This window comes from Deltaproteobacteria bacterium (assembly GCA_035063765.1).
GTDB lineage: Bacteria > Myxococcota_A > UBA9160 > UBA9160 > PR03 > CAADGG01.
In genome coordinates this window covers 150,558-173,006 of sequence record JAPSFT010000009.1, presented here as the reverse complement: position 1 = coordinate 173,006, position 22,449 = coordinate 150,558, and the positions used below count along the sequence as shown (strand labels likewise).

General features: G+C 73.7%; 18 protein-coding genes. 9 read left to right on the top strand and 9 right to left on the bottom strand.

Features of this window, described 5'->3' with window-relative positions; translation table 11 throughout:
* The first annotated feature begins 30 nt into the window (after positions 1 to 30).
* Both OZ948_09430 and OZ948_09425 read left to right on the top strand, forming a co-directional pair.
* Positions 31 to 1,215: a hypothetical protein gene (locus OZ948_09430; GenBank protein MEB2344951.1), complete on the top strand. Its 1,185-nt coding sequence runs from the start codon at positions 31 to 33 to the stop codon at positions 1,213 to 1,215.
* A gap of 37 nt (positions 1,216 to 1,252) precedes the next feature.
* On the top strand, positions 1,253 to 2,737 hold the full coding sequence (locus OZ948_09425) for a sulfatase (protein MEB2344950.1): 1,485 nt from the start codon (positions 1,253 to 1,255) through the stop codon (positions 2,735 to 2,737).
* A gap of 14 nt (positions 2,738 to 2,751) precedes the next feature.
* Here OZ948_09425 and cyoE read toward each other — a convergent pair whose 3' ends face one another.
* Genes cyoE through OZ948_09390 form a run of 7 tightly spaced genes read right to left on the bottom strand, consistent with a single transcriptional unit; the run spans position 2,752 to position 10,598 of the window.
* On the bottom strand, positions 2,752 to 3,663 hold the full coding sequence (gene cyoE, locus OZ948_09420; GenBank protein MEB2344949.1) for a heme o synthase: 912 nt from the start codon (positions 3,661 to 3,663) through the stop codon (positions 2,752 to 2,754).
* A gap of 2 nt (positions 3,664 to 3,665) precedes the next feature.
* Positions 3,666 to 5,786 (bottom strand): hydrogenase iron-sulfur subunit, encoded by a 2,121-nt coding sequence (locus OZ948_09415; protein ID MEB2344948.1) that lies wholly within the window; start codon positions 5,784 to 5,786, stop codon positions 3,666 to 3,668.
* The gene (locus OZ948_09410) at positions 5,776 to 6,711 is read right to left on the bottom strand and encodes an SCO family protein (GenBank protein MEB2344947.1); all 936 of its coding nucleotides are present in this window, start codon (positions 6,709 to 6,711) and stop codon (positions 5,776 to 5,778) included. Before OZ948_09410 ends, OZ948_09415 begins: the two co-directional genes overlap by 11 nt.
* Positions 6,712 to 6,740: 29 nt before the next feature.
* Positions 6,741 to 8,486, bottom strand: a complete 1,746-nt coding sequence (locus tag OZ948_09405) for a cbb3-type cytochrome c oxidase subunit I (protein MEB2344946.1) — start codon at positions 8,484 to 8,486, stop codon at positions 6,741 to 6,743.
* A gap of 5 nt (positions 8,487 to 8,491) precedes the next feature.
* Entirely contained in the window at positions 8,492 to 9,019 is a 528-nt protein-coding gene (locus OZ948_09400) for a cytochrome C oxidase subunit II (protein MEB2344945.1), read from the bottom strand.
* 18 nt (positions 9,020 to 9,037) lie between these two features.
* The gene (locus OZ948_09395; GenBank protein ID MEB2344944.1) at positions 9,038 to 9,193 is read right to left on the bottom strand and encodes a hypothetical protein; all 156 of its coding nucleotides are present in this window, start codon (positions 9,191 to 9,193) and stop codon (positions 9,038 to 9,040) included.
* Between the two features lie 4 nt (positions 9,194 to 9,197).
* Complete coding sequence (locus tag OZ948_09390; protein MEB2344943.1) at positions 9,198 to 10,598, bottom strand: cbb3-type cytochrome c oxidase subunit I; 1,401 nt, start codon at positions 10,596 to 10,598, stop codon at positions 9,198 to 9,200.
* A gap of 194 nt (positions 10,599 to 10,792) precedes the next feature.
* Here OZ948_09390 and OZ948_09385 point away from each other — a divergent pair, with 194 nt between their 5' ends.
* The gene (locus OZ948_09385; protein ID MEB2344942.1) at positions 10,793 to 11,323 is read left to right on the top strand and encodes an Rrf2 family transcriptional regulator; all 531 of its coding nucleotides are present in this window, start codon (positions 10,793 to 10,795) and stop codon (positions 11,321 to 11,323) included.
* A 40-nt stretch (positions 11,324 to 11,363) separates the two neighbouring features.
* Here OZ948_09385 and OZ948_09380 read toward each other — a convergent pair whose 3' ends face one another.
* Both OZ948_09380 and OZ948_09375 read right to left on the bottom strand, forming a co-directional pair.
* Positions 11,364 to 11,744, bottom strand: coding sequence for a RidA family protein (locus tag OZ948_09380; GenBank protein MEB2344941.1), 381 nt, complete (start codon positions 11,742 to 11,744; stop codon positions 11,364 to 11,366).
* Between the two features lie 31 nt (positions 11,745 to 11,775).
* Positions 11,776 to 12,951 carry an acetate/propionate family kinase gene (locus OZ948_09375; protein MEB2344940.1) on the bottom strand — a complete coding sequence of 392 codons (1,176 nt, stop codon included), beginning with the start codon at positions 12,949 to 12,951 and terminating at the stop codon, positions 11,776 to 11,778.
* Positions 12,952 to 13,654: 703 nt separating this feature from the next.
* Here OZ948_09375 and OZ948_09370 point away from each other — a divergent pair.
* From OZ948_09370 to OZ948_09345, 6 genes are all read left to right on the top strand, one after another.
* The gene (locus OZ948_09370; protein MEB2344939.1) at positions 13,655 to 14,350 is read left to right on the top strand and encodes a TetR/AcrR family transcriptional regulator; all 696 of its coding nucleotides are present in this window, start codon (positions 13,655 to 13,657) and stop codon (positions 14,348 to 14,350) included.
* Position 14,351: 1 nt separating this feature from the next.
* A complete protein-coding gene (locus tag OZ948_09365) occupies positions 14,352 to 15,434 on the top strand; it encodes an efflux RND transporter periplasmic adaptor subunit (GenBank protein ID MEB2344938.1) in 1,083 nt (360 codons plus the stop codon).
* The gene (locus OZ948_09360) at positions 15,431 to 18,523 is read left to right on the top strand and encodes an efflux RND transporter permease subunit (protein MEB2344937.1); all 3,093 of its coding nucleotides are present in this window, start codon (positions 15,431 to 15,433) and stop codon (positions 18,521 to 18,523) included. The genes OZ948_09365 and OZ948_09360 overlap by 4 nt, the downstream gene beginning before the upstream one ends.
* 143 nt (positions 18,524 to 18,666) lie before the next feature.
* A complete protein-coding gene (locus OZ948_09355) occupies positions 18,667 to 19,077 on the top strand; it encodes a hypothetical protein (protein ID MEB2344936.1) in 411 nt (136 codons plus the stop codon).
* Between the two features lie 810 nt (positions 19,078 to 19,887).
* Complete coding sequence (locus tag OZ948_09350) at positions 19,888 to 20,211, top strand: energy transducer TonB (GenBank protein MEB2344935.1); 324 nt, start codon at positions 19,888 to 19,890, stop codon at positions 20,209 to 20,211.
* Between the two features lie 62 nt (positions 20,212 to 20,273).
* Entirely contained in the window at positions 20,274 to 22,409 is a 2,136-nt protein-coding gene (locus OZ948_09345) for a TonB-dependent receptor (protein ID MEB2344934.1), read from the top strand.
* Positions 22,410 to 22,449: the final 40 nt, after the last annotated feature.

Below are 22,449 nucleotides of genomic sequence, written 5' to 3'. Positions count from 1 at the left end.
CGATCGCCGGGGCCATGAGAGAATCACCCGATGCGCGGGCCTGCGCTGCTCCTCCCCACCGTGCTGCTGCTCGGCCTCGCCGCCGGGAGCGCGCGGGCGCAGATCCCGATCGACCCGGTCCCGGTCGACCCGATCCCGCTCGAGGTCTACGACGTCGCCGTGGATCTCCGGGCGCCTCGGATCCTTCCTCGGCGCCACCGGTTCCGGACCTTCCTGCGCGTGCGGATCCGCAACCCGGGCCCGCTCCCCGTCCACGTCACGGGCGTCGAGCTGCTCGCACGCTCGGCAGGCGGCGCGGACCTGGGCCCCGCGGAGCCGATCCGCGTCCGGCCGATCGAGCTCGCACCCGGGCGCTCCACCCTCGCCTTCTTCCGCTGGAAGGCGCCGAGCGGCGGCCTCGCCGAGGGCGAGCCCGTCCTCTTCTTCGCCTGCGCCGCGACCGTCGAGACGGACGGCAACCCCGAGAACGACTGCGACCTCGAGCTCGCCACGCCGCGCGAGCACCCCGCGCAGCTCGTGATCGACGACGCCTTCGAGGACGAGGGATCCTACTGGGAGTGGTACCAGAACGGCACCGGCACCCACGCGCTCGCGGGCGGCAGCGCGGCCTTCACCGTCACCGGCGCGAGCCACGCCGGCGCCTACTCGGATGCCGAGATCAACGACTATCGCCGCGGCCCCGAGCGCGGCTTCCCCTGGGGCCCGGGGCTGCGGCTCGAGCTGCGCGCGCGGGCCTCGGACTCGAACGGGCTCGACAGCGACGGCGGGCGCGGGACGCGCGGCTTCGGCTTCTGGAACCTGGGGCGCGGAGGCCCCGGGGCGCCGGATGCGATGACCAACGCCTGGTTCCTCTCGATCTCCCCCGAGAGCCTCGGCTTCGGCATCCTGGCCGCGACGGTCTTCGACCGCGGCCAGCCCGTCTTCCTCCAGGCGCTCCCCACCGACCTGCGCCGGTGGCATCGCTACGGGATCGTGTGGACGCCGTCCGGTGTCACCTTCACGGTCGACGACCGGCCGCTGGCCGCCACGAGCGCCGCCCCCGCCGACCCCCTCGGCTTCGTGGCGTGGATCGACAACTACCGGCTCGAGGTCACCCCGGACGGCATCGGCACCAGCTTCCTGGACCTCGACCAGGACCAGACGCTCTTCGTCGATCACCTGCGGATCTGGTCCTTCGGCGAGCCGCTCGCCGACCCGGGCACGGGTCGCCGCTGAGGCGTCGCATCTGCCCCGGCTCGGGTAGGATCGGGCCATGCGCTGGCTGCGGCGGCTCGCGAGCGGGGTCGGGTTCGTCGGGATCGGAGCCTTCGGCCTGATCGGGGTGGCGCTGCTCCTGCGTCTCGCGTGGGTCTCCTGGCTCTACCGGCCGACCGAGCCCGTCCATGCCGCCGCGAAGGCCGCCTACCTGGCCTCCCTGCCGCGCGTCGACCCGGAGACGGCACCGAGCTTCGTGGTGATCCTGTTCGACGACCTCGGCCAGGGCGACCTCTCGGTCCAGGGCAACCGCCTGATCCGGACGCCCTCGATCGACCGGATCGCCGCCGAGGGGCTCCGCATGACCCGCTTCTACGCGGCCTCCCCGGTCTGCACGCCGTCGCGCGCGGCCCTCCTCTCGGGCCGCTATCCCGTGCGCTCGCGCACCCACCAGCACGTCTTCTTCCCCGAGGAGAGCCTGGCGGCGACCGTGCGCAAGATGCTCGGCGCCGCGAACGAGCTGCCGCGCGACGAGATCCTCCTGCCCGAGGCGCTCGCGGCCGCGGGCTACGCGACGGGCATGGTCGGGAAGTGGCACCTCGGCGGGATCCCGGGGCACCTGCCGAACGACTTCGGCTTCGCCGAGTACTACGGGGTGCTCTGGAGCAACGACATGCAGCCGCTCCACCTCTACCGCAACCGCGCGATCGAGACGCGCGACGAGACGGACTTCTCCCCGCTCGGCTTCTTCGACGAGGACGGCGAGCGCGAGCCGCGCGGCGTGGACCAGCGCCTCCTCGGGCGCCGCTACACCGAGGAGGCGGTCGCCTTCCTCGAGCGCCATCGGGACGAGCCCTTCCTGCTCTACCTCGCGCACAACGCCCCCCACGTCCCGCACTTCCCGGACCCCGCGCACGCGGGCGGATCGGAGGGTGGTCCCTACGGCGACCTCGTCGAGGACCTCGACCGCAGCACGGGCGCGGTGCTCGCGGCCCTCGACCGCCTCGGCCTCGCGCAGCGCACGCTCGTGATCGTGACGAGCGACAACGGCCCCGACTACGAGGGCAGCCCGGGCGGGCTGCGCGGGCGCAAGCAGGAGACCTACGAGGGCGGCATGCGGGTGCCCCTGCTGGTGCGCTGGCCGGGCCGGATCGCGGCGGGCGCGGTGACCGACACCCCGGCGATGAACATCGACCTCTTCCCGACTCTGCTCGCGCTGGCCGGGCTCTCCCTGCCGCGCGACCGGATCGTCGACGGCGCGGACATCGGGCCCGTCTGGCTCGGCGGCGCACCGGTTCCGGAGCGCTTCCTCTTCTACTTCCCGGCGATCGGCGCCGCGCCGGACGCCGTGCGCGACGGGCGCTTCAAGTACCGGCGCGAGACCGGCCAGGAGCTGCGCAGCAAGCCGCACCTCTCGGACCTGCGCCTCGACGAGGAGGCCCACAACCTCGTGAGGCGCCACCCCGAGGAGGCGGCGCGCCTGCGCAGCGCGCTCGACGCGATGACCGAGGAGGTGCGAAGCAATCCGCGCGGTTGGCGCTGATCGGGCGCGCCGGCTCAGATCAGGAGGTCGGCAAGGAGCGCGGCGAAGACCACGGCGAGCTGCACGAGCGAGGCGCGGAAGGCGCGCCGGTCGGCGGCCGGGTCGCAGGCGCAGATGGCCGCGGCGATCCGCGCCACGAAGAAGGCCCCGGCCGCGAGGGCCGCCAGCGCGTACCACGGCCCGGCGACACCGCCGAGGCAAGGCAGCAGCGTCACCGCCACGAGCACGAGCGCCCACCCGAGCATGTGCCGGCGCGCGACGCGGGCCCCCTTCACGGCCGGCAGCATCGGGAAGCCCGCCGCGGCGTACTCGTCGCGGCGGTAGAGCGCGATCGCCCACACGTGCGGCGGCTGCCAGGTGAAGACGATCGCGAAGAGCACGAGGCCCCAGGGCCCGATCGCACCGTCGGCCGCCGCGTCGGCGATCAGCGGCGCCGCCGCGCCGGCCACCCCGCCGGCCACCGTGCTCCAGTGCGAGCGCGGCTTGAGCCACAGCGTGTAGACGCCGAGGTAGTGGACGAGGGTCGCGAGCCCGAGCACGGCCGCGAGCCCGCCGCCCGCCAGGCCGAGCGCCGCGAGGCCCGTCGCCGAGGTCACGAGCCCGAAGACCAGGGCCTCGTGGGGCTCGAGCCGGCCCGTCGGGAGCGGGCGCTCGCAGGTCCGTCGCATCCGGGCGTCGCGCTCGCGCTCCCACCAGGCATTCAGCGCGCCCGAGCCGCCCCCGAGCAGCACGGTGCCCGCGAGGACGCCGAGCAGGAGCCCCGGGGCCGGGTGCGGGGCGCCGCCGAGGAGCAGCCCGGCCGGCGCGGTCAGCGCCACCGCGAGCACGATGCGCGGGCGCGTGAGCGCCAGGAAGTCGGCGGCCCGCCCGAGCGGGGCTGCGAGCGCGCCCGCCGGGATCCGCGGCGAGGACGCCGGCGATGCCATCCTCAGTGCCACCGGAAGCCGGCGAGGCGGTCGAAGGTCAGTACCCGCCGCGCGTTCTCGCCGAAGCCGAGCGTCTCTTCGATCTGGAAGGCCCAGGCCTCGGGATCGTGCGTGTCGCCGATCGCCACCGTCACGTGATGCTCGCCGGGGGTCATCGGGATGTGCTCGACCGCGACGCTGTTGCCGTCGCCCCAGATGCCGCTCGGCGGGTAGCGGCCGTCCAGCACGGGCTTGCCGTCGACGGAGACGTGCAGCCGCACGTCGGCGCGCGCGCGGTCGCAGACCTCCGGCCGCCGCATGTGCACGGGCAGCGCTTCGAGCTCCTCGGGCGAGAGCGTGCGGCAGTGCTCGCTCACGGCGCCGGGGTGCTTGAAGCTCACGACCAGCTCGGAGCCGTCGATGCCGGGTGCCGCGTAGCCGAGGTCTGCCACCGTGCCGAGCACGGCGGCGACCGCGAGACCCAGCACGGTGGCCGCCGCCGCCACGAGCGGGCGGCGCGGCGGCGGCGCCGCCACCACCGTCTCGCGTCCCGCGAAGCGCTCGAGCGCCCGGACCAGGGCGCGGCCGCGCAGCCCCGCGAGCGGCGCGATCAGCACGCGCCCGCTCTCCGCGACCTCGGGCGAGACTTCGACGGCACGCACCCCGGCGAGGCGCTGCAGCAGCCACTCGTCGCCTTCGCGGAAGTGGCACGAGCCGGCGGCGCAGCCCGCGATCGCGACGCCCAGCGCCCCGCGCCGCAGCACGCGCTCGACGGTGAGCGAGTGCACCCAGCCGGTGCACGGCACCGCCAGCACGCGCCAGCCGGGCAACGCCGCGCAGGTACCCGTCTCGGGGTCCACCCCGAGGTCGTCGGCGCTCGACTCGGCGCACGCGAAGAGCACGTGGACGGGGCTCCCGGCCTCGGTCGCCTCGCGCACCCAGGCTTCGAGCCGGCGCCGCAGGGGCGTCAGCCCGAAGCCCTCGAGGTCGGTGCCGATCGTCGAGCAGGAGGCGATGCAGATCCCGCACGACACGCACTTGGCGGGGTCCACCTCCGCCTGCTCGGGGAAGGGCTTGCCGTCCGTGCGGGGCACCATCGAGATCGCGTTGTACGGGCAGTCCTCGAAGCACTGCCGGCAGGCGTTGCAGCGCGACGTGGTCACGAAGGCCTTCGGCAGGCGCCGCCGGCGCATCCACCAGGGGAAGGAGAAGGTGATCGCTCCGCCCACCAGCAACAGCGCCCAGAGCGCGCCCCCGCCCAGGCGGTCGGTCAGCGCGAGCGGCGCCAGGTACCACCAGTCCATCGCGAAGCCGGGGGAGGCCTCCGTCATCCGGGCCCGCGCTGCGTTCGTGGCCGGGCTCGCGAGCGAGACCAGCACCAGCGAGGCGAGCAGCCAGACGGTGAGCGGGCGGTTCGTGAGGAAGCGCGGCCGGGAGAGGCGCGTGATGTGCAGCCAGAGCGCGACGGCGAGCCCGAGCGGAAGCAGCATGTGGATGAAGAAGACGACGAAGAAGAGGAGCGAGTTGACGCCCTCGTCGGTCAGGAACGACCGGCCCATCGGGTCGACGAAGATCGGCAGCACGTCGAGCAGGCGCGCCGAGCCGAGCGCGATGTGCTGCGCGCGCACGTCCCACACGAGCCAGTAGCCGGTCCAGCCGATCAGCCAGAGGAGGCCGAGTCCGGCGATCCCCGTCACCCAGGCGAGCCAGCGCGCGCCGCCGAAGCGGCGCTCGAAGACGATGCGCAGCGCGTGGACGAGGATGAAGAGCATCGCCGCGTCCGAGCTGTAGCGGTGCAGCGATCGCACGAGGCCCGCCGTGAGCGGCGCTTCCCCCATCGCCGCGACCGAGGCGTAGGCCCCGTGCACGCTCGGCTGGTACCAGAGCAGGAGCAGGATCCCGCTCACCGTGGCGACGGCGAGCGAGGTGATCGCGACGGCGCCCGTGTGGAGGAAGGGGTTCCAGGCCACCGGGAGGAAGCGCCCGAGGGCGGCGTCGAGGAGCTGGAAGAGGCGCTCGCCGCGGCGCAGGAGCCCGTCGGCGCGGACCCCGGGCTCGAGCGAGGTCGGGGGAGCCAGCGTGATCGGGGTTACGGGCTTCGCGCTGCGCTCGACGCGCAGCGGCTCGAGCGGCTCAGCCGTCATGCGACGGCTCCTCGAGGAGCACGCCGAGGGCGTCCGCGAGCCAGCGCTGCTGCCGCTCACCGAGCGTCAGGCGGTAGGCGACACGGCCCTCGCGGTCGAGCAGCAGGAAGAGGTTCGCGTGATCGATCACGCCCGTCTCCGGGTCGCGCACGCGCGCGACCTCCATCTGGTCGAGCACGCGCTCCACCTCGGGCGGGGGCCCGGTGACGAGCTGGTAGAGCGGTCGCTCGAGCGCGTGCCTTCCCGCCAGCTCGGCAAGGACGGCCGGCGAGTCGTGCGCCGGGTCGATCGTCACGGCCACGACCCGCAGGTCCTCGCGCTGTGCAGCCGGCAGCGCCTCGATCGCACCCCGCGCCTGGGTGAGGATCGCGGGACAGGTGTGACCGCACGAGGCGTAGACCGCCGTCAGCATCACCACCTTGCCGCGCAGCGCGGCCAGGTCGACGGGCTCCCCGGCCTGGTTCGTGAGCTGCAGGGAGGGGGCCGGGTGCGCCGTCCGCAGCTCGCGCGCCGGGAACGCGATCTCGCCGGCGGGCGCCGCGGGTGCCAGCCAGGCGAAGCTCCCGGCGATCGCCGCCACCACCAGCGCAGCCGCGCCGGCCGGACGGGCGAGCCGCGCCGGGCGCGCGAACGCCTGCCGGAGCGGCTGCCACCAGAGCGCGGCGATCATGGCGGCCAGCATCCAGGGCGGCGAGAGCATCACGAAGCTGAGCGCCAGGTCGTAGCGGCCGGTCGCCGGGTCCCAGCCGAAGCACCAGCGGCGGAACTCGTCGGCGAAGGCGCCGAGGCCGCCTTCCCCCGACGGCACGACGAGGATCGCCACCATGCCCGCACCGACGAGCGCGAGCAGGGTCACTGCGAAGACCGGAAAGCCGGCGCCTCCCAGGAACTCCCGCGTCGCGTCCTCTGCCGAGACGCTCGCCACCTCGTTGCTCCTTTCGTCCCGGCTCCGCCCTACCGGACCTGCCAGACGTCCGACAGCCACTTCCAGTTCGCGAAGTAGTAGACGACGAAGCTCAGCAGGAAGACGCCCGTCAGCACGAGCGTCCCCGGGGTGTGGTGCTCCTCGTGATCCGTGTCGTGACGCGCCACCTCCCCGGAGCTGCGCTCGACGTGCCAGGGCGTCATCGCGCGGCCCGCGTTCGAGCGGCCGAAGAAGACCGTCGCGACGACGAGGCCGATGAAGAGGAAGAGACCCGTGGCCGCGATCACGCCCCCGACCCCCATGATGCCGAGCATCACGTGCGCGCCCGAGTCGAAGCCGGTCGCGAACTGGGCGCCGCTGAACTCGACGTCCCAGTGGCGGCGCGGGACGCCGTAGGAGCCGGCGAAGGACATGCCGGTCGCGAACACGGTGATCCCGATCCCGAAGATCCACGGCTGGATGCGGCAGAGCGCGCGGGCCACGAACTCGCGCTGGAAGACCAGCGGCACGATGTAGTAGGTGACCGCCATGAAGGCGAGCGTCGTGCCGCCCACGACCGTGACGTGGAAGTGGCCGGGAATGCGCAGCGTGTTGTGCGCCATGATGTTGATCTGCTGGGTGCCGAGCACCACCCCGGTGATCCCGCCGCCGAAGCCGAAGATCACGAGCGACAGGAGGAAGCCCGAGAAGGCCGGATTGCTCCAGGGTGCGGCCGTGAGCCAGCCGAAGACCCCGCGCCGGAAGCCCTTGCCGCGCATCGCCACCTCGACCGAGGCCGGCACCGTGAAGCCGTGGATCATCGACGCGAGCACCGCGAGGTACATCGCGTACGAGGTGTTCCAGATCTTCCAGGCTGCGCTGACGCCCGGGTCGGTGAGCAGGTGGTGCGCGGACGCGACGTTGATGAAGAGGATGTAGAGCAGGAAGGCGCCGCGGCAGACCGACTCCGAGAGCGGCTTCGCGCCCACCGTGAGGGCGCCGATGAAGTACCAGACCGACACCATCGCGCAGACGTTCACCTGCTGCGACATGTGCCCGAGGCCCCACCAGGTCGAGCGGTACCAGGAGGGGTCGGGGACGTCGATCAGGTGGATCGACCACAGGAAGGCCGGGACGATCGCGGCCGCGGCGTGGAGCAGCGTCAGCACCGCGATGATCGCCGCGGCGTGGGCGCCGAAGACCACGAGCGGCACCGAGCCCTCGTAGGTGTGGTCGCGCTTGGCGATGTAGACGGTGCCGAAGTAGTTGATGACGCTGATCAGGCAGCCGACCGCCACCAGGATGAGGCCCAGGTAGAACGCCGGAGCCGCGAGCAGCGGGACGTAGGAGGTCATCAGCACGTCGCTCTTGCCCTGGAAGATCGCGACGTCGACGACGATGGCGCCGGCAACCATCATGAGGAAGCCCACCCACGCGAGCGTCTTCGAGTAGAGCCGGCTCTTCAGGAGCGTGGTACCGACGAAGTAGAGCAGCGCGACCTCGAAGTTCAGGATCCAGAAGATCAGCATGTTGAGGCCGTGCAGCGTCAGCACGCGGTAGTACCAGGGCGCGCTCAGCAGGTGCACGGCCGGCCAGCGCGTCAGGGCGAGCAGGATCGCCGCGCTGCCGCCGATCAGCAGGAAGACCACGGCGGCGACGGCGTGCCAGCGCACGAAGCGCGACGACACCTCGCAGATGGACAGGCCGGTGGTGGCGCAGGTGCGGACCGCCCCCGGCGCGTGGTTGCCCGCGGGTGCGCGATCCGGAATGCCGCCGCTGACGGTGATGGAGCTCACGGGATCTACTCCTCGACCAGGATCCGGCCCGTCATCAGGTGATGGCCGATCCCGCAGAATTCGTTGCAGACGATCGTGAATTCGCCGGCGCTCGTGGGCGTGAGCGTCAGCACGTGGTCGTAGGTCGGCAGGACCTGGAAGTTCATGTTCAGGGGCTGCAGCGAGAAGCCGTGCTGGAGGTCCATCGACGAGATGTGGACGCGGTAGGTCTGGCCCTTGCGGAGCTTCAGCACCGGGAACCACTGCCACATGCGCGCCAGCAGGTAGGCGTCCCCGCCCGGCGCCGGCTCGACGATCGGCACGCCCTGGAGCTCGCCCACCTTGTGGCTCTCGACGAAGGTTCCGACGCGTGCCGCGAAGTCCGCCGGGGTCACGCGATAGGCCTCGCCGGTGCTGTTCTGCTTGCCGAAGAAGAGCCAGTAGGGCATCGCGATCGTCATCACGATGCACCACGCCATCGCGATGCCGATCCAGACGCGCTCGGACCCGCTGGGCGCCTTGAACCAGCCGGCGGCCGGTGACTGGATGCTCATCGTCTTCCCCTCTGCCGCTCAGGGCAACGTCGCCGGCGGCACGAGCAGCACGTCGATCCACGCCCAGAGCGTGTAGGAAACGGTCGGGATCACGCAGCCCAGGACCAGCAGCCACCAGACGTTGTCCATGAGGCGCTGGATCGGGTGCTTGCGGGGCTCCTCGTCGGACTTCATGCCTTCACCTCCAGGTCGCCGGCGCGAGGGCCGGCGGGAGAGCACGCGTGCGCTGCGTCGAGCGGCGCCAGACGGCGGCCGCGCCGAGGACCAGGAAGAGCACGCCTCCGGCGACGGCTACGAATCCGCCCGCGCCCATCACCACGAGGCCGACGCTCTCGGCGAAGCTCCGCGTCGCCTGCTCGGCGCCGTAGAGCTTGCGGCCCATCCCGTGCGCGCCTGCCAGGGCGAAGCCCGCCGCGAAGAGCAGCATGCCGCCCCCGTAGAGCGGCGGCTGCCAGGCGGCGGCGCGGCGCAGCGCGCGCGGGGCGCTCGGCGCGAGCACGCCGAGCAGCGCGCAGCAGGCGGTCATGAACGCCACCGTGACGGCGCCGACCGAGGCGTGGTAGTGGGCCGGCACCATCGTGCTCGAGCCACGGATCGCCGCGCCGATCCCGAAGCCGAGGAGCGAGAGGGCGGCGCTCACCGCGAAGCCGACGATGCGCGGATCCGCGAGGCCCTGCTCGCCGAGACGGCCTTCGCGCCGCGCGCGGCGCAGCGCGCCGGCGCAGAGCACGAGGAAGATGCACACCGTGGGAGCGATGCCGAGCTGCATGAGGAGCGTGAAGCCCGCGTGCCCGTTCCCCTGCGCGGCGAGGAGCGGCGCGATCGCCCACGGCGCGAGCGACGCGCCGAACAGGCCGGCCGCAGCGCTCGCGCTCACCGGCGGCGTGCCGGTCGCCGACTCGAGGAGCAGCAGCCAGACCACCACCATCGCGAGCGCGCAGGCGAGCTGGAGCACGTGGCCGAGCCCCCAGACCAGGTGCTCGAAGTGCGCCTCGGGCGCGAGGTCGGCCGGCTGGCTCGCCGCCGCGACCGCGAAGGTCGCTGTCGCGAGGAGGAGAGCCGCGGCGGCCGCCCGCAGGCCGTGCACCGCCGCCGGCGCGCGTACGGGCTCCTCCGCACCCTGCCAGGGCAGCACGTGGGGCCCGAGCAGGCTCGCGAGGACCCCGGCGGCGAAGACGAGCTGACCGGCCTGGAACAGCCAGTGGTCGATGGTCGGGACGTAGTTCGCGAGCAGGGGCTGCGCGTCGGGGACGCCCGCCCCGAGCATCTGGAGCGCCACGCCCGCGGCCGCGATCGACGCCGAGTGCCGCACGGGCCCGCGCGGTGCCCCGGCGCGCGGGAGCAGGAGCAGGAGCAGGGCGGCGAGGAAGGAGTAGAACCAGGCGACCAGCGCCATGTTCACGTGCGCGACGAGGCAGCGCTTGAAGAACAGGGGGTCCGTCACGAAGCGGTCGAAGGGCGGCATGCGGCCGATCACGACCGCCAGCGCGAACAGGCCCGCCAGCACCAGCACGGCGAGCGACAGGACGAGCCAGCGCCGCGCGCAGGGCCGGTCCGACAGGAGCTGTTCGAGATCCAACCCGCGCCGCGTCATCCTGCCGGAGGCCCCCCGGAACGATAAAAAGACTTCTAGCTCTTTTTATCCGGCGTGTCTACGATAGCCCGCACGGCCGTCCCACACCTCGGCTCGGGGAGGAACGGAACGGGGTCGGGTGCGACCCGCAGTCACGAATTCCCCGAAGTCACGAATTCCCCGAAGTCAGGAATCCCCGCATGCATCGCTTCCTGTCCCAGACGGCCGAGTACGCGCTGCGCGCGATGGCCTGGCTGGCGCTGGTCCAGCCGGCCGAGCCCGTCCTGGCGCGCGAGCTCTCCGAGGGCAGCGGGGTTCCCCCCCATTACCTCGCGAAGATCCTCCGGCGGCTCGTGCTCGCGGGGCTCCTCGTGTCCCAGAAGGGGCGCGGGGGCGGGTTCGCGCTCGCGCGGCCTCCCGAGGAGATCCGCTTCCGCGACGTGCTCGCCGCCGTCGACGCCTATCCGACGGGCGACCGCTGCGCCTTCGGGTGGGGCGCCTGCGACGAGACACACCCCTGCCCGCTCCACGAATCGCGTTCGGCGCTCGCCACCGCCTTCCGCGAGTGGAGTGCGACCACGACACTCGCGAGTGTCCAACGGGGCGCCGAGCATCCCTCGGCCCGCCTCCCGGCCGCCCTGCGCAAGACCGCCGCGCGCCGGCGTGCGACCGTTCGCCCGGCCTCCCGCCCGACTCCCCGCCCCTCCCCCCGACGTCGCCGGCGCCCCTGACCAGGGAGGCCCGGGGCCGGTCGAGCGCCTCGCAGTCCCGTTATCGGCTGGTGGCGGCGATGCACTCGATCTCGACGCGCACGTCGAGCGGCAGGCGCGCGACCTGGACGGTGGAGCGTGCCGGGGTGTGGCCCGCGAACACCCGTTCGTACACCGCGTTCATCCCCGGGAAGTCCGCGAGGTCGGCCAGGAAGACGGTGGTCTTCAGGACCCTCGACGGGTCGCTGCCCGCCGCCCGGAGGACGGCGCCCAGGTTCGCGAGGACCCGCTCGGTCTGCACCTCGATCGGACCCTCCACGACCTTCATCGTCGCCGGATCGAGCGGGATCTGGCCCGAGCAGTAGACGAGCCCTCCGTGGAGGATCGCCTGGCAGTAGGGCCCGATGGCCTTCGGTGCGTCGTCGCTGTGGATCGTCTGCATGGTCCTGCTCCTCGTCTGCGCGCCCGGCGGATCACGCCACCAGCGCACGGGTGTGGCGGGCGATCATCAGCTCCTCGTCGGTGGGGATCACCCACGCGGCGACGCGGCTCGCGGCGGTGCTGATGCGCGGGCCGTGCGCGGCGTTGGCCTCGGCGTCGAGCTCGACGCCCAGCCACGCGGCCTGCCGGCAGACGGCCGCCCGGATCTCCGCGGCGTGCTCGCCGATGCCGGCGGTGAACACGATCGCGTCGAGCCCGCCGAGCGCGGCCGCCAGGGAGCCGAGCTCGCGGCCGATCCGGTACACGAAGAGGTCGATCGCGAGCTTCGCGCGCGGATCCGCGCTCGCGAGCAGCTCGCGCATGTCGCTCGACACGCCCGAGACGCCGAGGAGGCCGGACTCGTGGTAGAGCAGCGCCTCGAGCCGGCCGGCGTCCATCCCGAGCTCCTGCACGAGATACAGGACCACGCCGGGATCGAGGCTGCCCGGGCGCGTGCCCATCGGGAGGCCGTCGAGGGCGCTGAAACCCATCGAGGTCGCGACGCTCCGCCCGTGCTCCATCGCGCACATGCTCGCGCCGTTGCCGAGGTGCAGCACCACCGTCCTGCCCGCCCCCGCGACCCGATCGTGCTCCGGGAGGACGCTCGCGACGTACTCGTAGGAGAGGCCGTGGAAGCCGTAGCGGCAGACGCCGCGGTCGGTGATCCAGGCCGGCAGCGCGAAGGCCCGAGCCAGCGGCGCCGCGCTGCCGTGGAAGGCCGTGTCGAAGCAGGCGACCTGCGGGAGTCCCGGGTGGCGGGCCGCGATGGTCCGGATGGGGAGGAGATTGTGCGGCTGGTGCAGGGGGGCGAGCGGCACGAGCTCCTCGAGCCGCGCGAGCACGCGCTCGTCGACACGCACGGGCGCGGAGTAGCCGGGGCCGCCGTGTACCACGCGGTGCCCGACCGCGACCAGCGCGGGCTCGCCGGCGTGCGAGCGGATCCAGTCGAAGAGGAACGTGAGCGCACCGGCGTGCCGCGGGGGCTCGGCGAAGCGGTGCTCGCCCACCACCCGCCCCCGTGCGTCGCGGGCCAGGAAACGCGCCCGGCCCTGGAGCTCCTCGAGGTGTCCCTCCACCCGCGCCTCGAGGGCACCTTCCGCCCCGGCGAGGTACTCGGTGAACTTGATGCTCGACGAGCCGGCATTGAGGACCAGGATCACGCCGGTCATTCGGACCCTGCCGAGCGGCCGTACCGCCACCCGCTCGACCACCGGCGGAAGCGCCTCGCCCCCTCCAGCCAGGACCTGGTACATGCTCGTGTGTCGATGTCTCCGGTCAGGGAAGGCTCCCGTGCGTACGACCGAGCAGGCCGGTCGGGCCCGATCGTGGCGCGGAACCCCGGCCTTGGCCAGGCGGCAGCCCGTCGCGTTGCGCGTTCCGTTGCGCGGGCGCTCCGAGGGGGACTGCGCCGTGATCGGCGCGCGCGCCCTGCCACGGCCTCCGGGGCTTCGTGTTCCAGCGAAGCGCGAGGCGCAGGATCTCACCGCCGCTCGGCAACCTCGGGAAGCTGCTCGCGGGCGATGCGCGCAGCAGCAGGTTCGTCCTCTCGCGGCACGGCAACGCGACCCCGCGCGGCCGGGCTCGACGACGCCGAGATCCTCGAGCGCACCGCCATCACCAGCACCGACGACACGCACGCGACCAGGAGTCGTGCGCTGCGCCTCGCGCCGGGCGACGCCGACGCCCCCCGTACCGGACGTGCCTGCACCGGACGCGACCTCGAACGACGGGATGAGCATGGTGGACCGTGCGAGCGAGGAGCATTCCCCGCGGGGCTCCACTTTACGCTCCAGTTGACGCTGCGAACGGGCGATAGTAAACACCGTTCATTCTCCTGAACGGTGTTCAATGCCGACTGCCCCGGCCGCTCCGATGCCCGCGACGCCCCTGGCGCCCGCCGCCCTCCGGCACGAGCGCCGCGCGCGGGCGCGCGCCGAGACGCGCCAGCGCATCTGCGACGCCGCCATGCGCCTCTTCGTCGAGGAGGGCTTCGAGCAGACCTCGATGCGCCGGATCGCGGACGCCGTCGGCTACACGCCCGGCGCGCTCTACGCCTACTTCGAGGACAAGGACGAGATCCTCTACGCGCTGCTCGAGACCGGCTTCACGTGCCTGCGCGAGGCGATGCAGGGGACGTCCTCGCTCCCGCCGCGCGAGCGCCTGCTGCGGGTCGGCGAGATCTACCTGCGCTTCGCGATCGAGAACCCGCACTTCTACGAGCTCATGTTCATCATGAGCAACACGAAGCAGCGGATCCAGGAACAGGAGCACTGGCAGGTCGGGATCGAGACCTACGAGTTCCTGCGCAGCGCCGTCCGCGCCGGCATGGACGCCGGCGTGATTCCGCGCGGTGACGCCGAAGCCGTGTCGTTCGCGCTCTGGTCGAACGTCCACGGGATCGCGTCGCTCCTGCTGCGCGGCCGCACCGTGATGATTCCCGACGAGTCGCTTCCCGCGCTCGTCACCGAGGCCTACCGGTGGCTCTTGCACGCCGCCATGACGCACGAGCAGAGACGTCCCTCCGCGCGCCCCGGGACGCGACGCTCGCCGCGGAGAAGAGGACCGTGACATGCACAAGCCGAACGCTCGGGCGCGCGCCCTCCTCGGGGGCACCCCGCCCCTCCTCCTGATCGCCGGCCTCGCGGCGCTCTCCGGCTGCCGTCCACCCGCGCCGACGGCCGTCGCCGACGACGCCGTGCCCGTGCGGACCGCGCCCGTGCGCCGCGCCGAGGCGGCCGAGCCGGTGCGGGCGAGCGGCCTCCTGGTCGGCAAGGAGGAGACCGAGCTCGCCTTCAAGATGCTCGGCGTGATCGACCGCATCGACGTCGACGAGGGCGCGCGCGTCGTCACGGGGCAGCGGCTCGCGACGCTGAAGCCGGACGAGGCCTCCGCCCGTGCGACGCAGGCCCGCCGCGCCGTCGAGAAGGCCGAGCGCGACCTCGCCCGCGCCCGCACCCTCCACGACGAAGGCGTCGGCACCCTGCAGCGCCTCCAGGACTCGCAGACTGCGCTCGACGTCGCGCGTGCCGATCTCACCATGGCGCGCTTCGAGGAGACGCACGCCGCCATCGTCGCGCCCTCCGACGGCGTGATCCTCGGCCGCGAAGCCGAGCCGAACGAGACCGTGCAGCCGGGCCAGCCGATCCTGCGCTTCAAGAGCGCCGGCGAGGGCTGGGTGGTGCGCGTCGGCCTTGCCGACCGCGACGCCGTGCGCGTCGCGCTCGGCGATCCCGCGCAGGTGCGTGCCGCCGCCTGGCCGGAGCGCGCGCTCCCGGGCCGCGTCGCGCAGATCGCCGCCGCCGCCTCGCCCGCCACGGGCACCTTCGACGTCGAGATCGCCGTCGAGCCGGGCGACCTGCGGCTGCTCTCGGGAATGCACGCGCGCGTCGAGATCGCGCCCGGTGCCCGCGAGCCCGTCGTCTGGATTCCGATCGAGGCCTTCCTCGAGGGCGACGGCGACCGCGGCGCCGTCTACGCGCTCGACGGCGACGTCGCGCGCCGCATCCCGGTGCGCCTCGCCTTCCTGCGCGGCGACGAGGCCGCGCTGCGCGCGGGCCTCGAGGTGGACGCGGTGGTGACCGACGGCGCGGCCTGGCTGCGCGACGGCGCGCGCGTGCGCACCCTCCCGGCCGACGTCGCGAGCCTGCCGTGAAGATCGCAGAGGCTGCGGTCGCGCGGCCGCAGTTCACGCTGGTCCTCTTCGCCCTGCTGGTGGCGCTCGGCTGGAACTCGCTGCGCACGATTCCCCGCGCCGAGGACCCCGCCTTCCCGATCCCGATCTTCACGGTCGTCGCGCTCCATCCCGGTGCGGCCCCCGCGGACATGGAGCAGCTCGTCGTGGACCCGCTCGAGGACCGCCTCTCCGAGCTCGACGACCTGAAGGAGCTCTCCTCCAGGGCCGAGGACGGCGTCTCGCTCACGGTCGTCGAGTTCGAGGCCGACGCCGACACCGCCCGCAAGTACGAGGAGGTCGTGCGCGAGGTGAACGCCGCGCGCGCCGACCTGCCCGCGAACCTCGAGCGCCTCGAGGTGAACAAGATCGAGACGACCAACGTCGCCGTCCTCCAGCTCGCCCTGCTCTCCGAGACCGCGTCCTGGCGCGAGCTGCAGCGCCAGGCGGAGCGGCTCGAGGAGCGCCTCGAGGCCGTGGCCGGCGTCAAGGAGATCGAGACCTGGGCCTATCCCGAGCAGCAGGTGCGGGTGGAGATCGACCCCGAGCGCCTCGCGGCGCTGCGCCTCCCGATCGGACGCGTGCTGGACGCCCTGCGCAGCGACAACGCGGTCGTGCCGGGCGGCGGCGTCGACGTCGGCTCCCGGCGCTTCAACGTCGAGGCGGGCGGCCACTTCGAGACCCTCGAGGAGGTGCGCGAGACCGTGCTCGCGGCCGACGGCGCGCGGATCACGACCCTCGGCGACGTGGCAAGGGTCGCCTGGGGGACGGCCGAGGAGACGCATCGCGCACGGGTGGACGGGCGGCGCGCGGTCTTCGTGACGCTCGAGCAGAAGCCGAACCAGATCGTCTTCGACGTGCGCGACCGCGCGCTGGTGGTGCTCGAGGAGTTCCGCGCAACCCTCCCCCCCGAGATCGAGCTCGAGCTCGTCTTCGACCAGTCGATCCAGGTCGCGCACCGCATGGAGGGCCTCACCCGCGACTTCGCGCTCGCGATCGGCCTCGTGCTCCTGACGCTCCTGCCGCTCGGGCTGCGCGCCTCCCTGATCGTGATGATCTCGATCCCCCTCTCGCTCTCGATCGGCATCGCCCTCCTGCACGCAAGCGGCTTCTCGATCAACCAGTTGAGCATCGTCGGCTTCGTGATCGCCCTCGGCCTCCTGGTCGACGACTCGATCGTGGTCGTCGAGAACCTGACGCGCTTCCTGCGCATGGGATACAGCCGCAAGCAGGCGGCGATCCTGGCCACCCGGCAGATCGGCATCGCCGTCGTCGGCTGCACCGCCACGCTGATGCTGGCGTTCCTGCCGCTGCTCATGCTACCGGGCGGTGCGGGGCAGTTCACGCGCAGCCTGCCGGTCGCCGTGCTCTACACGGTGGGCGCCTCGCTCTTCGTCTCGCTCACCATCATCCCCTTCCTCGGCAGCCTCGTGCTGCAGGAGCAGGACGAGCACGGCAACCGCGCCTTCCAGCTCTTCCATCGCGCGATCGAATGGCTCTACCGGCCGCTCCTGCGCCTCGCGCTCGGCTGGCCGCGCGCGACCCTCGCGGGCGCCGCCCTCTTCTTCATCGCTTCGATCGCCCTGGTGCCACGGATCGGCTTCTCGCTCTTCCCCGACGCGGACGTCCCGATGTTCCGCATCGAGGTCGAGGCGCCCGACGGCGCCTCGCTCGACGAGACGGACCGGGCCGTCCGCTTCGCCGAGGCGGTGCTCGCGCGCCACCCGGCGGTCTCCCGCGTCGCGGCCAACGTGGGGCACGGCAATCCGCAGGTCTACTACAACGTGCGGCCCGAGGATCCGAAGAGCCACGTGGGCGAGCTCTTCGTGCAGCTAGACGCCTACGAGCCCGCGACGACGCCCGCCCTGCTCGACGCGATCCGCCGCGAGCTGGCCGCCTATCCGCGTGCCAAGCTGCGCCTCGAGCGGTTCCGCAACGGCCCCCCGATCGACGCGCCGGTCGAGATGCGCGTCTTCGACGAGGACCTCGCGGGCCTGCGCGCGCTCTCGTCGAAGGTCGCCGCGGTGATCGAGGCGACGCCCGGCGCGATCTACGTGGACGACCCGCTGCGTGCCACCAAGACGGATCTCGCGGTGCGCATCGACTCCGCGCAGGCCGGGCGCCTGGGCGTCCCGGAGCTCGAGATCAAACACGCGGTCCGGCTCGCGATCGCCGGGCTCGTGGCGGGAAGCCTGCGCGACACGGCCGGCGAGGAATACGAGATCCGGATGACGCTCCCGCAGGGGTCGCGCGCGAGCCTCGCGGCGCTCGACGACCTCAGCGTCGCGTCGGCGTCGGGCGCGCAGGTTCCCCTGCGCCAGCTCGCCCGGCTCGAGCTCGAGGCGTCGCCGCCGGAGATCGAGCATCACGACAAGCTGCGCGTGACGACGGTCTCCGCGCACGTCGCCTCGGGCTACAACACCGAGAAGGTCACGCGCGAGGTGATGGCGCGCCTCGCGGCGCTCGAGTGGGAGCCCGGTACGCACTGGGAGGTCGCGGGCGAGCTCGAGAGCCGCCAGGAGAGCTTCGGCGGCTTCGGAGCCGCGCTGCTCATTGCAGCCTTCGGCGTGCTCGCCGTCCTGGTGCTCGAGTTCCGCACCTTCAAGAGCACCGGGATCGTCGCCTCGGTGATCCCGCTCGGCGTGGCGGGCGGCATCCTCGCACTCTGGCTCACCGGCTACTCGATCTCGTTCACCGCGATGATCGGCTTCATCGCGCTGATCGGCATCGAGGTCAAGAACTCGATCCTGCTGGTCGACTTCACGAACCTGCTGCGCGAGGACGGGGTCGAGCTCGACGAAGCGATCGAACGCGCCGGGCAGGCGCGCTTCTTCCCGATCCTGCTGACGACGCTGACGGCGCTCGGCGGCCTGCTCCCGCTCGCTCTCGAAGGCTCCCCGCTCTACTCGCCGCTCGCGATCGTGATCATGGGCGGCCTCGTCTCCTCGACGATCCTGGCGCGCCTGGTGACCCCGGTGATGTACAAGCTGCTGGCGCCGGAGGTCGCGGTGAAGAGCGTGCCGGAGACGGCCGCGCCCCTGGGCGAGGGGTTCGTGCCGACACGGGCGTGACGCGCCCGCGACACGCCGAGGGTCTGCAGCGCGTGTCGCTTGCGCGACCTCTTCTCGCTGGGGCCTGCGGCTCCCCGCGACGACGCCGAGGTCGGGCGCGTGGCCTCGACCACGAGCACCCGTTGCCTATGTTCCTTCGCCGCATGGCCCCCCGTCGCTACGTCGAGCCCGGGCGAAAGGCGCTCCGCGTCGTCGTCGCGCTCGCGGTCCTAGCAGCGCTCGGAAGCCCCTGTCCGCCCGCTGCGGGCGAGCGCGCAGCCGACCACGCGCCCGCAGCCGTCGCCGACGCGGCGGCGGCGCATGCCGCGCACGCCGCACGGGCATCGCTGTCCGATGCCTGGTGTGGCCGCCCGCTCGCGGTCCTGGCCGCACCCTGCCCGTGCGGCTGTGAGGACGGGCCGGCGAGCCTGGCGTCCCCGCTCGGCTCCACGCTCCTGCTGGCGAGCGCGTCCCTTGGCGTTCCGCTCGGCGCCGCTCGGGCACCCGCAGCGCCGCCGCTCCGGCTGCCCGAGCCCGCACCGGATCCCATCGAGCACGTCCCGCTCGCCGCCTAGCGCCGGCGTCCACATCCGGATCGATCGCCCGCGCCGCGCGCCGGTGCGCCAGGGGCGGCGAGCTCGCTCGCCGTGCTCGGGCGCGTCCGGGCTGCGTGCCGGAGGGCTGCCCGGTCCCCGTGCGGCGCCTGCGCCTCCTTCCGCCCGGTCCGCCGGCGGCGCCCGCGCTCCTGCGCGCGGCCACCGCCGGCCCGTTCCCGCCATTCCGCCGTGCGAGAGGTCTCGCCGCTGGAGTCGCGTCTGTACGAGCTGCGCTTGCCCGGCGCCCAACGCCGGGTGCCATCGACACGTTCCAGTGTTGGTAGACACGCTGGCAAGGCGGGTGTCCGGCGGCGGATCGCGCGCACCGGCGGCGCGCCGATCCCGCCGGCGCCCGCGCGGGTGCGGCTCCGGCCCTGGCTCGCCCTCTCGGCGCTGCTCCACGCCCTGACGCTCGCCGCGGCCGGGCACGCACCGCCGCGGCCGCTCGCGACCCCGCCGCTTCCGCTCGCCGTCGCCTGGGTGGAGGACGCCGTACCTCCCACGCGGGCGCCGGCCGCCGGGAGTCCACAGCCGCCGCCCGCCGTCGCGAGCGGACCGCTGGCAGGGCCCGCCAGCGCCACGCCGGACCCGGCATCCCCCCGCATGCAGGCCCCCCGGCCGCCACCGCGGCCCGTGCCGCCCGCGCGTTCGCCCGCCACACCGGGCGCGCCGGCGCCGGCCGCGGCGGCTCCCTCCCCGCTCCCGGGCGCGCCTCCGCCGGCCGCGGCGGCTCCCTCCCCGCTCCCGGGCGCGCCTCCGCCCGCCCCTGGTGTCGCTGGATCGACACCGATGGACGTCGGATGGCCCGGTGCTGCCGCGGGGGAACACGGGGCGCGCGGAGGAGCCGCCCTCCCCCGCATCCAGCAGCGAGCCGCTCCCGCCTATCCCGCGCGTGCACGCCGCGCCGGCCGCGAGGGGCGCTCCGAGATCGCGCTCCGGATCGGACGCGACGGGCGCGTCGTCGCCACGCGCCTGCACCGCTCGGCCGGCGACCCGTCGCTGGACGAGGCCGCGCTCGCCGCCGTCCGCCGCTGGCGCTTCGTTCCGTCGCCTCCCGGTGTCGACTGGAGCGCCACCTGGTTCCTCGTGCCGATCGAGTTCCGCCTCGAATGAGCGGTGATCGGCGTTCCCCGCGGCCAGGGCGAGCCGCGACCAACCCCGAAGGAGAGATCGCGATGCAAAGCCACCTGTCCGTAGCTCCCCGACCCGCGTGGGCCCCGTTGCTCGGGACCCTCGCCCTGCTCCTCCTCGCGCTCCCCACCGCCGCCCAGCCGGACGGCCCCGGAGCGGAGGCGCCCGAGCTGCCCGGCCTGGTCGTGACCGCGCCGCGCCCGGCGGACGAGCTCACGCGGCCGCTCGCGAGCCGCGAGGCCGATCTCTCGGCCCGCGCGCGCAGCCGCGCGAGCGACGCCGCGGCGCTGCTCGAGGCGGTGCCCGGCGCCGCCGTCGTCCGCAACGGCCCGCTCACGGGGATCGCGCAGCTACGCGGGCTCTCGAACGACCGCGTCAAGGTGCTGGTGGACGACATGCAAATCACGCCGGCCTGCGCCAACCACATGGACCCGCCGCTCGCCTACGCGCCCGTCGAGGCGATCGACGCGCTGCGCACGGTCGCCGGCATCACGCCCGTCAGCCTGGGCGGCGACAGCCTCGCGGGCACGATCGTGGTGGAGAGCGCGCCCCCGCCCTTCGCGGAGGACGACGGCCTGCACGTCACCGCCCGGGGGACCGCCAGCTTCGACGGCAGCCAGGGCGCCGTCCGGACCGGAGGCCTGCTCGGGGCCGGCGACCGCAAGCTCGCCCTCGCCTACACGGGCTCCTGGCAGCACGGCGACGACCTGCGCTTCCCGGGCGGGCGCGTGTCGGCGAGCGGCTACGAGCGCCACGACCACGGGCTCCTGGTCGGCTCGCGGCGGGGCTGGGGCGAGCTCGCCCTGGACCTGGGCCTCGGCATCACGGACGAGGCGGGCACGCCGTCGCTTCCGATGGACATCGTGAGCGACGAGAGCCATCGCGCCGGCCTGCGCCTGCGGCGCGCGCTCGGCGGCGGCGAGCTGGCGGCGCGCCTCTACTGGCACGAGATCGACCACGTGATGGACAACTTCTCGCTGCGCCCGGCGGGCGCGATGCGCATGCGCTCCCCCGCCGAGAGCCAGGACATCGGCTACCGGATCGACTTCACGCGCCCGCTCCGCGAGGGCCACCAGCTCCGGGTGGGCAGCGACCTGCACCTCGCCTCCTTCGACTCCGAGATCCACGACCTCACGATGGGCCGCCGGCAGACGGGGATCCCCGACGGCAGGCGGCGCCGCGTCGGCAGCTTCGCGGAGTGGGAGGCAAGCTGGAGCCCGCGCTGGACGACGCTGGTCGGCGTGCGCAACGACACGGTGTGGAGCAACGCCGGGGACGTCCGCGAGCTGATGATGCCGATGAACCCGCTGCTCGCCGCCGCGCTGCGCGCCGACCGCGACGCCTTCGACGCCCGCGGCCACCGGCGCAGCGACGTGGACTGGGAGGCGACCGCCCTGGCCCGCTTGCAGGCGAGCGACGCGCTGCGCCTCGAGCTCGGCGCCGCCCGCAAGCAGCGCGCCCCGAGCCTGCTCGAGCGCTACCAGTGGACGCCGCTGGCCGCCAACGCAGGCCTCGCCGACGGCAGGCTCTACGTCGGCAACCTCGACCTCGAGGCGGAGACCGCCTGGCACCTGGGCCTCGCCGCCGAGTGGCGGAGCGAGCGGCTCGAGCTGCGGGTCGCGCCGTTCTACACCTGGGTCGAGGACTACATCCAGGGCAGCCCGCTCGCGGACCGCCGGGATCCCGCGACCGGCCTGCCCGTGCTCCGCTACGAGAACTTCGACGACGTGCGCCTCTACGGCGTCGAGGCCAGCGCCCGCGTCTCCCTGCACGAGCACCTGCAGGTACGCGGCCAGCTCGGCTACGTGCGCGGCCGCAACCACTCGAGCCACGACGATCTCTACCGGATCGCGCCGCTGCGCGGCGCGCTGGCGCTCGACCTGCCGTGGCGCGCGTTCACCGCGACCGCCGAGCTCGAGTGGGCCGCGCGCCAGGACCAGGTCGCCCGCTACAACGACGAGCCCACGACCGACGGCTACGGGATCGTGAACCTCGCCGTCGCCTGGCAGCCGCCGGGGCGCGGGGTGCGCCTCGCGATGGGCCTCGACAACCTCTTCGACGTCTCCTGGGCGGAGCACACGAGCGGGCTCGACCGGGTGACGGGCTCGGACGTCGCGCTCGGGGAGCGGCTGCCCGGTGCCGGGCGCTTCTTCCACGCGGCGCTGACGGCGACCTGGTGACGCGCCCCGGCCTCCCGCGCAGCCGCTCCTTGGCTCCCCC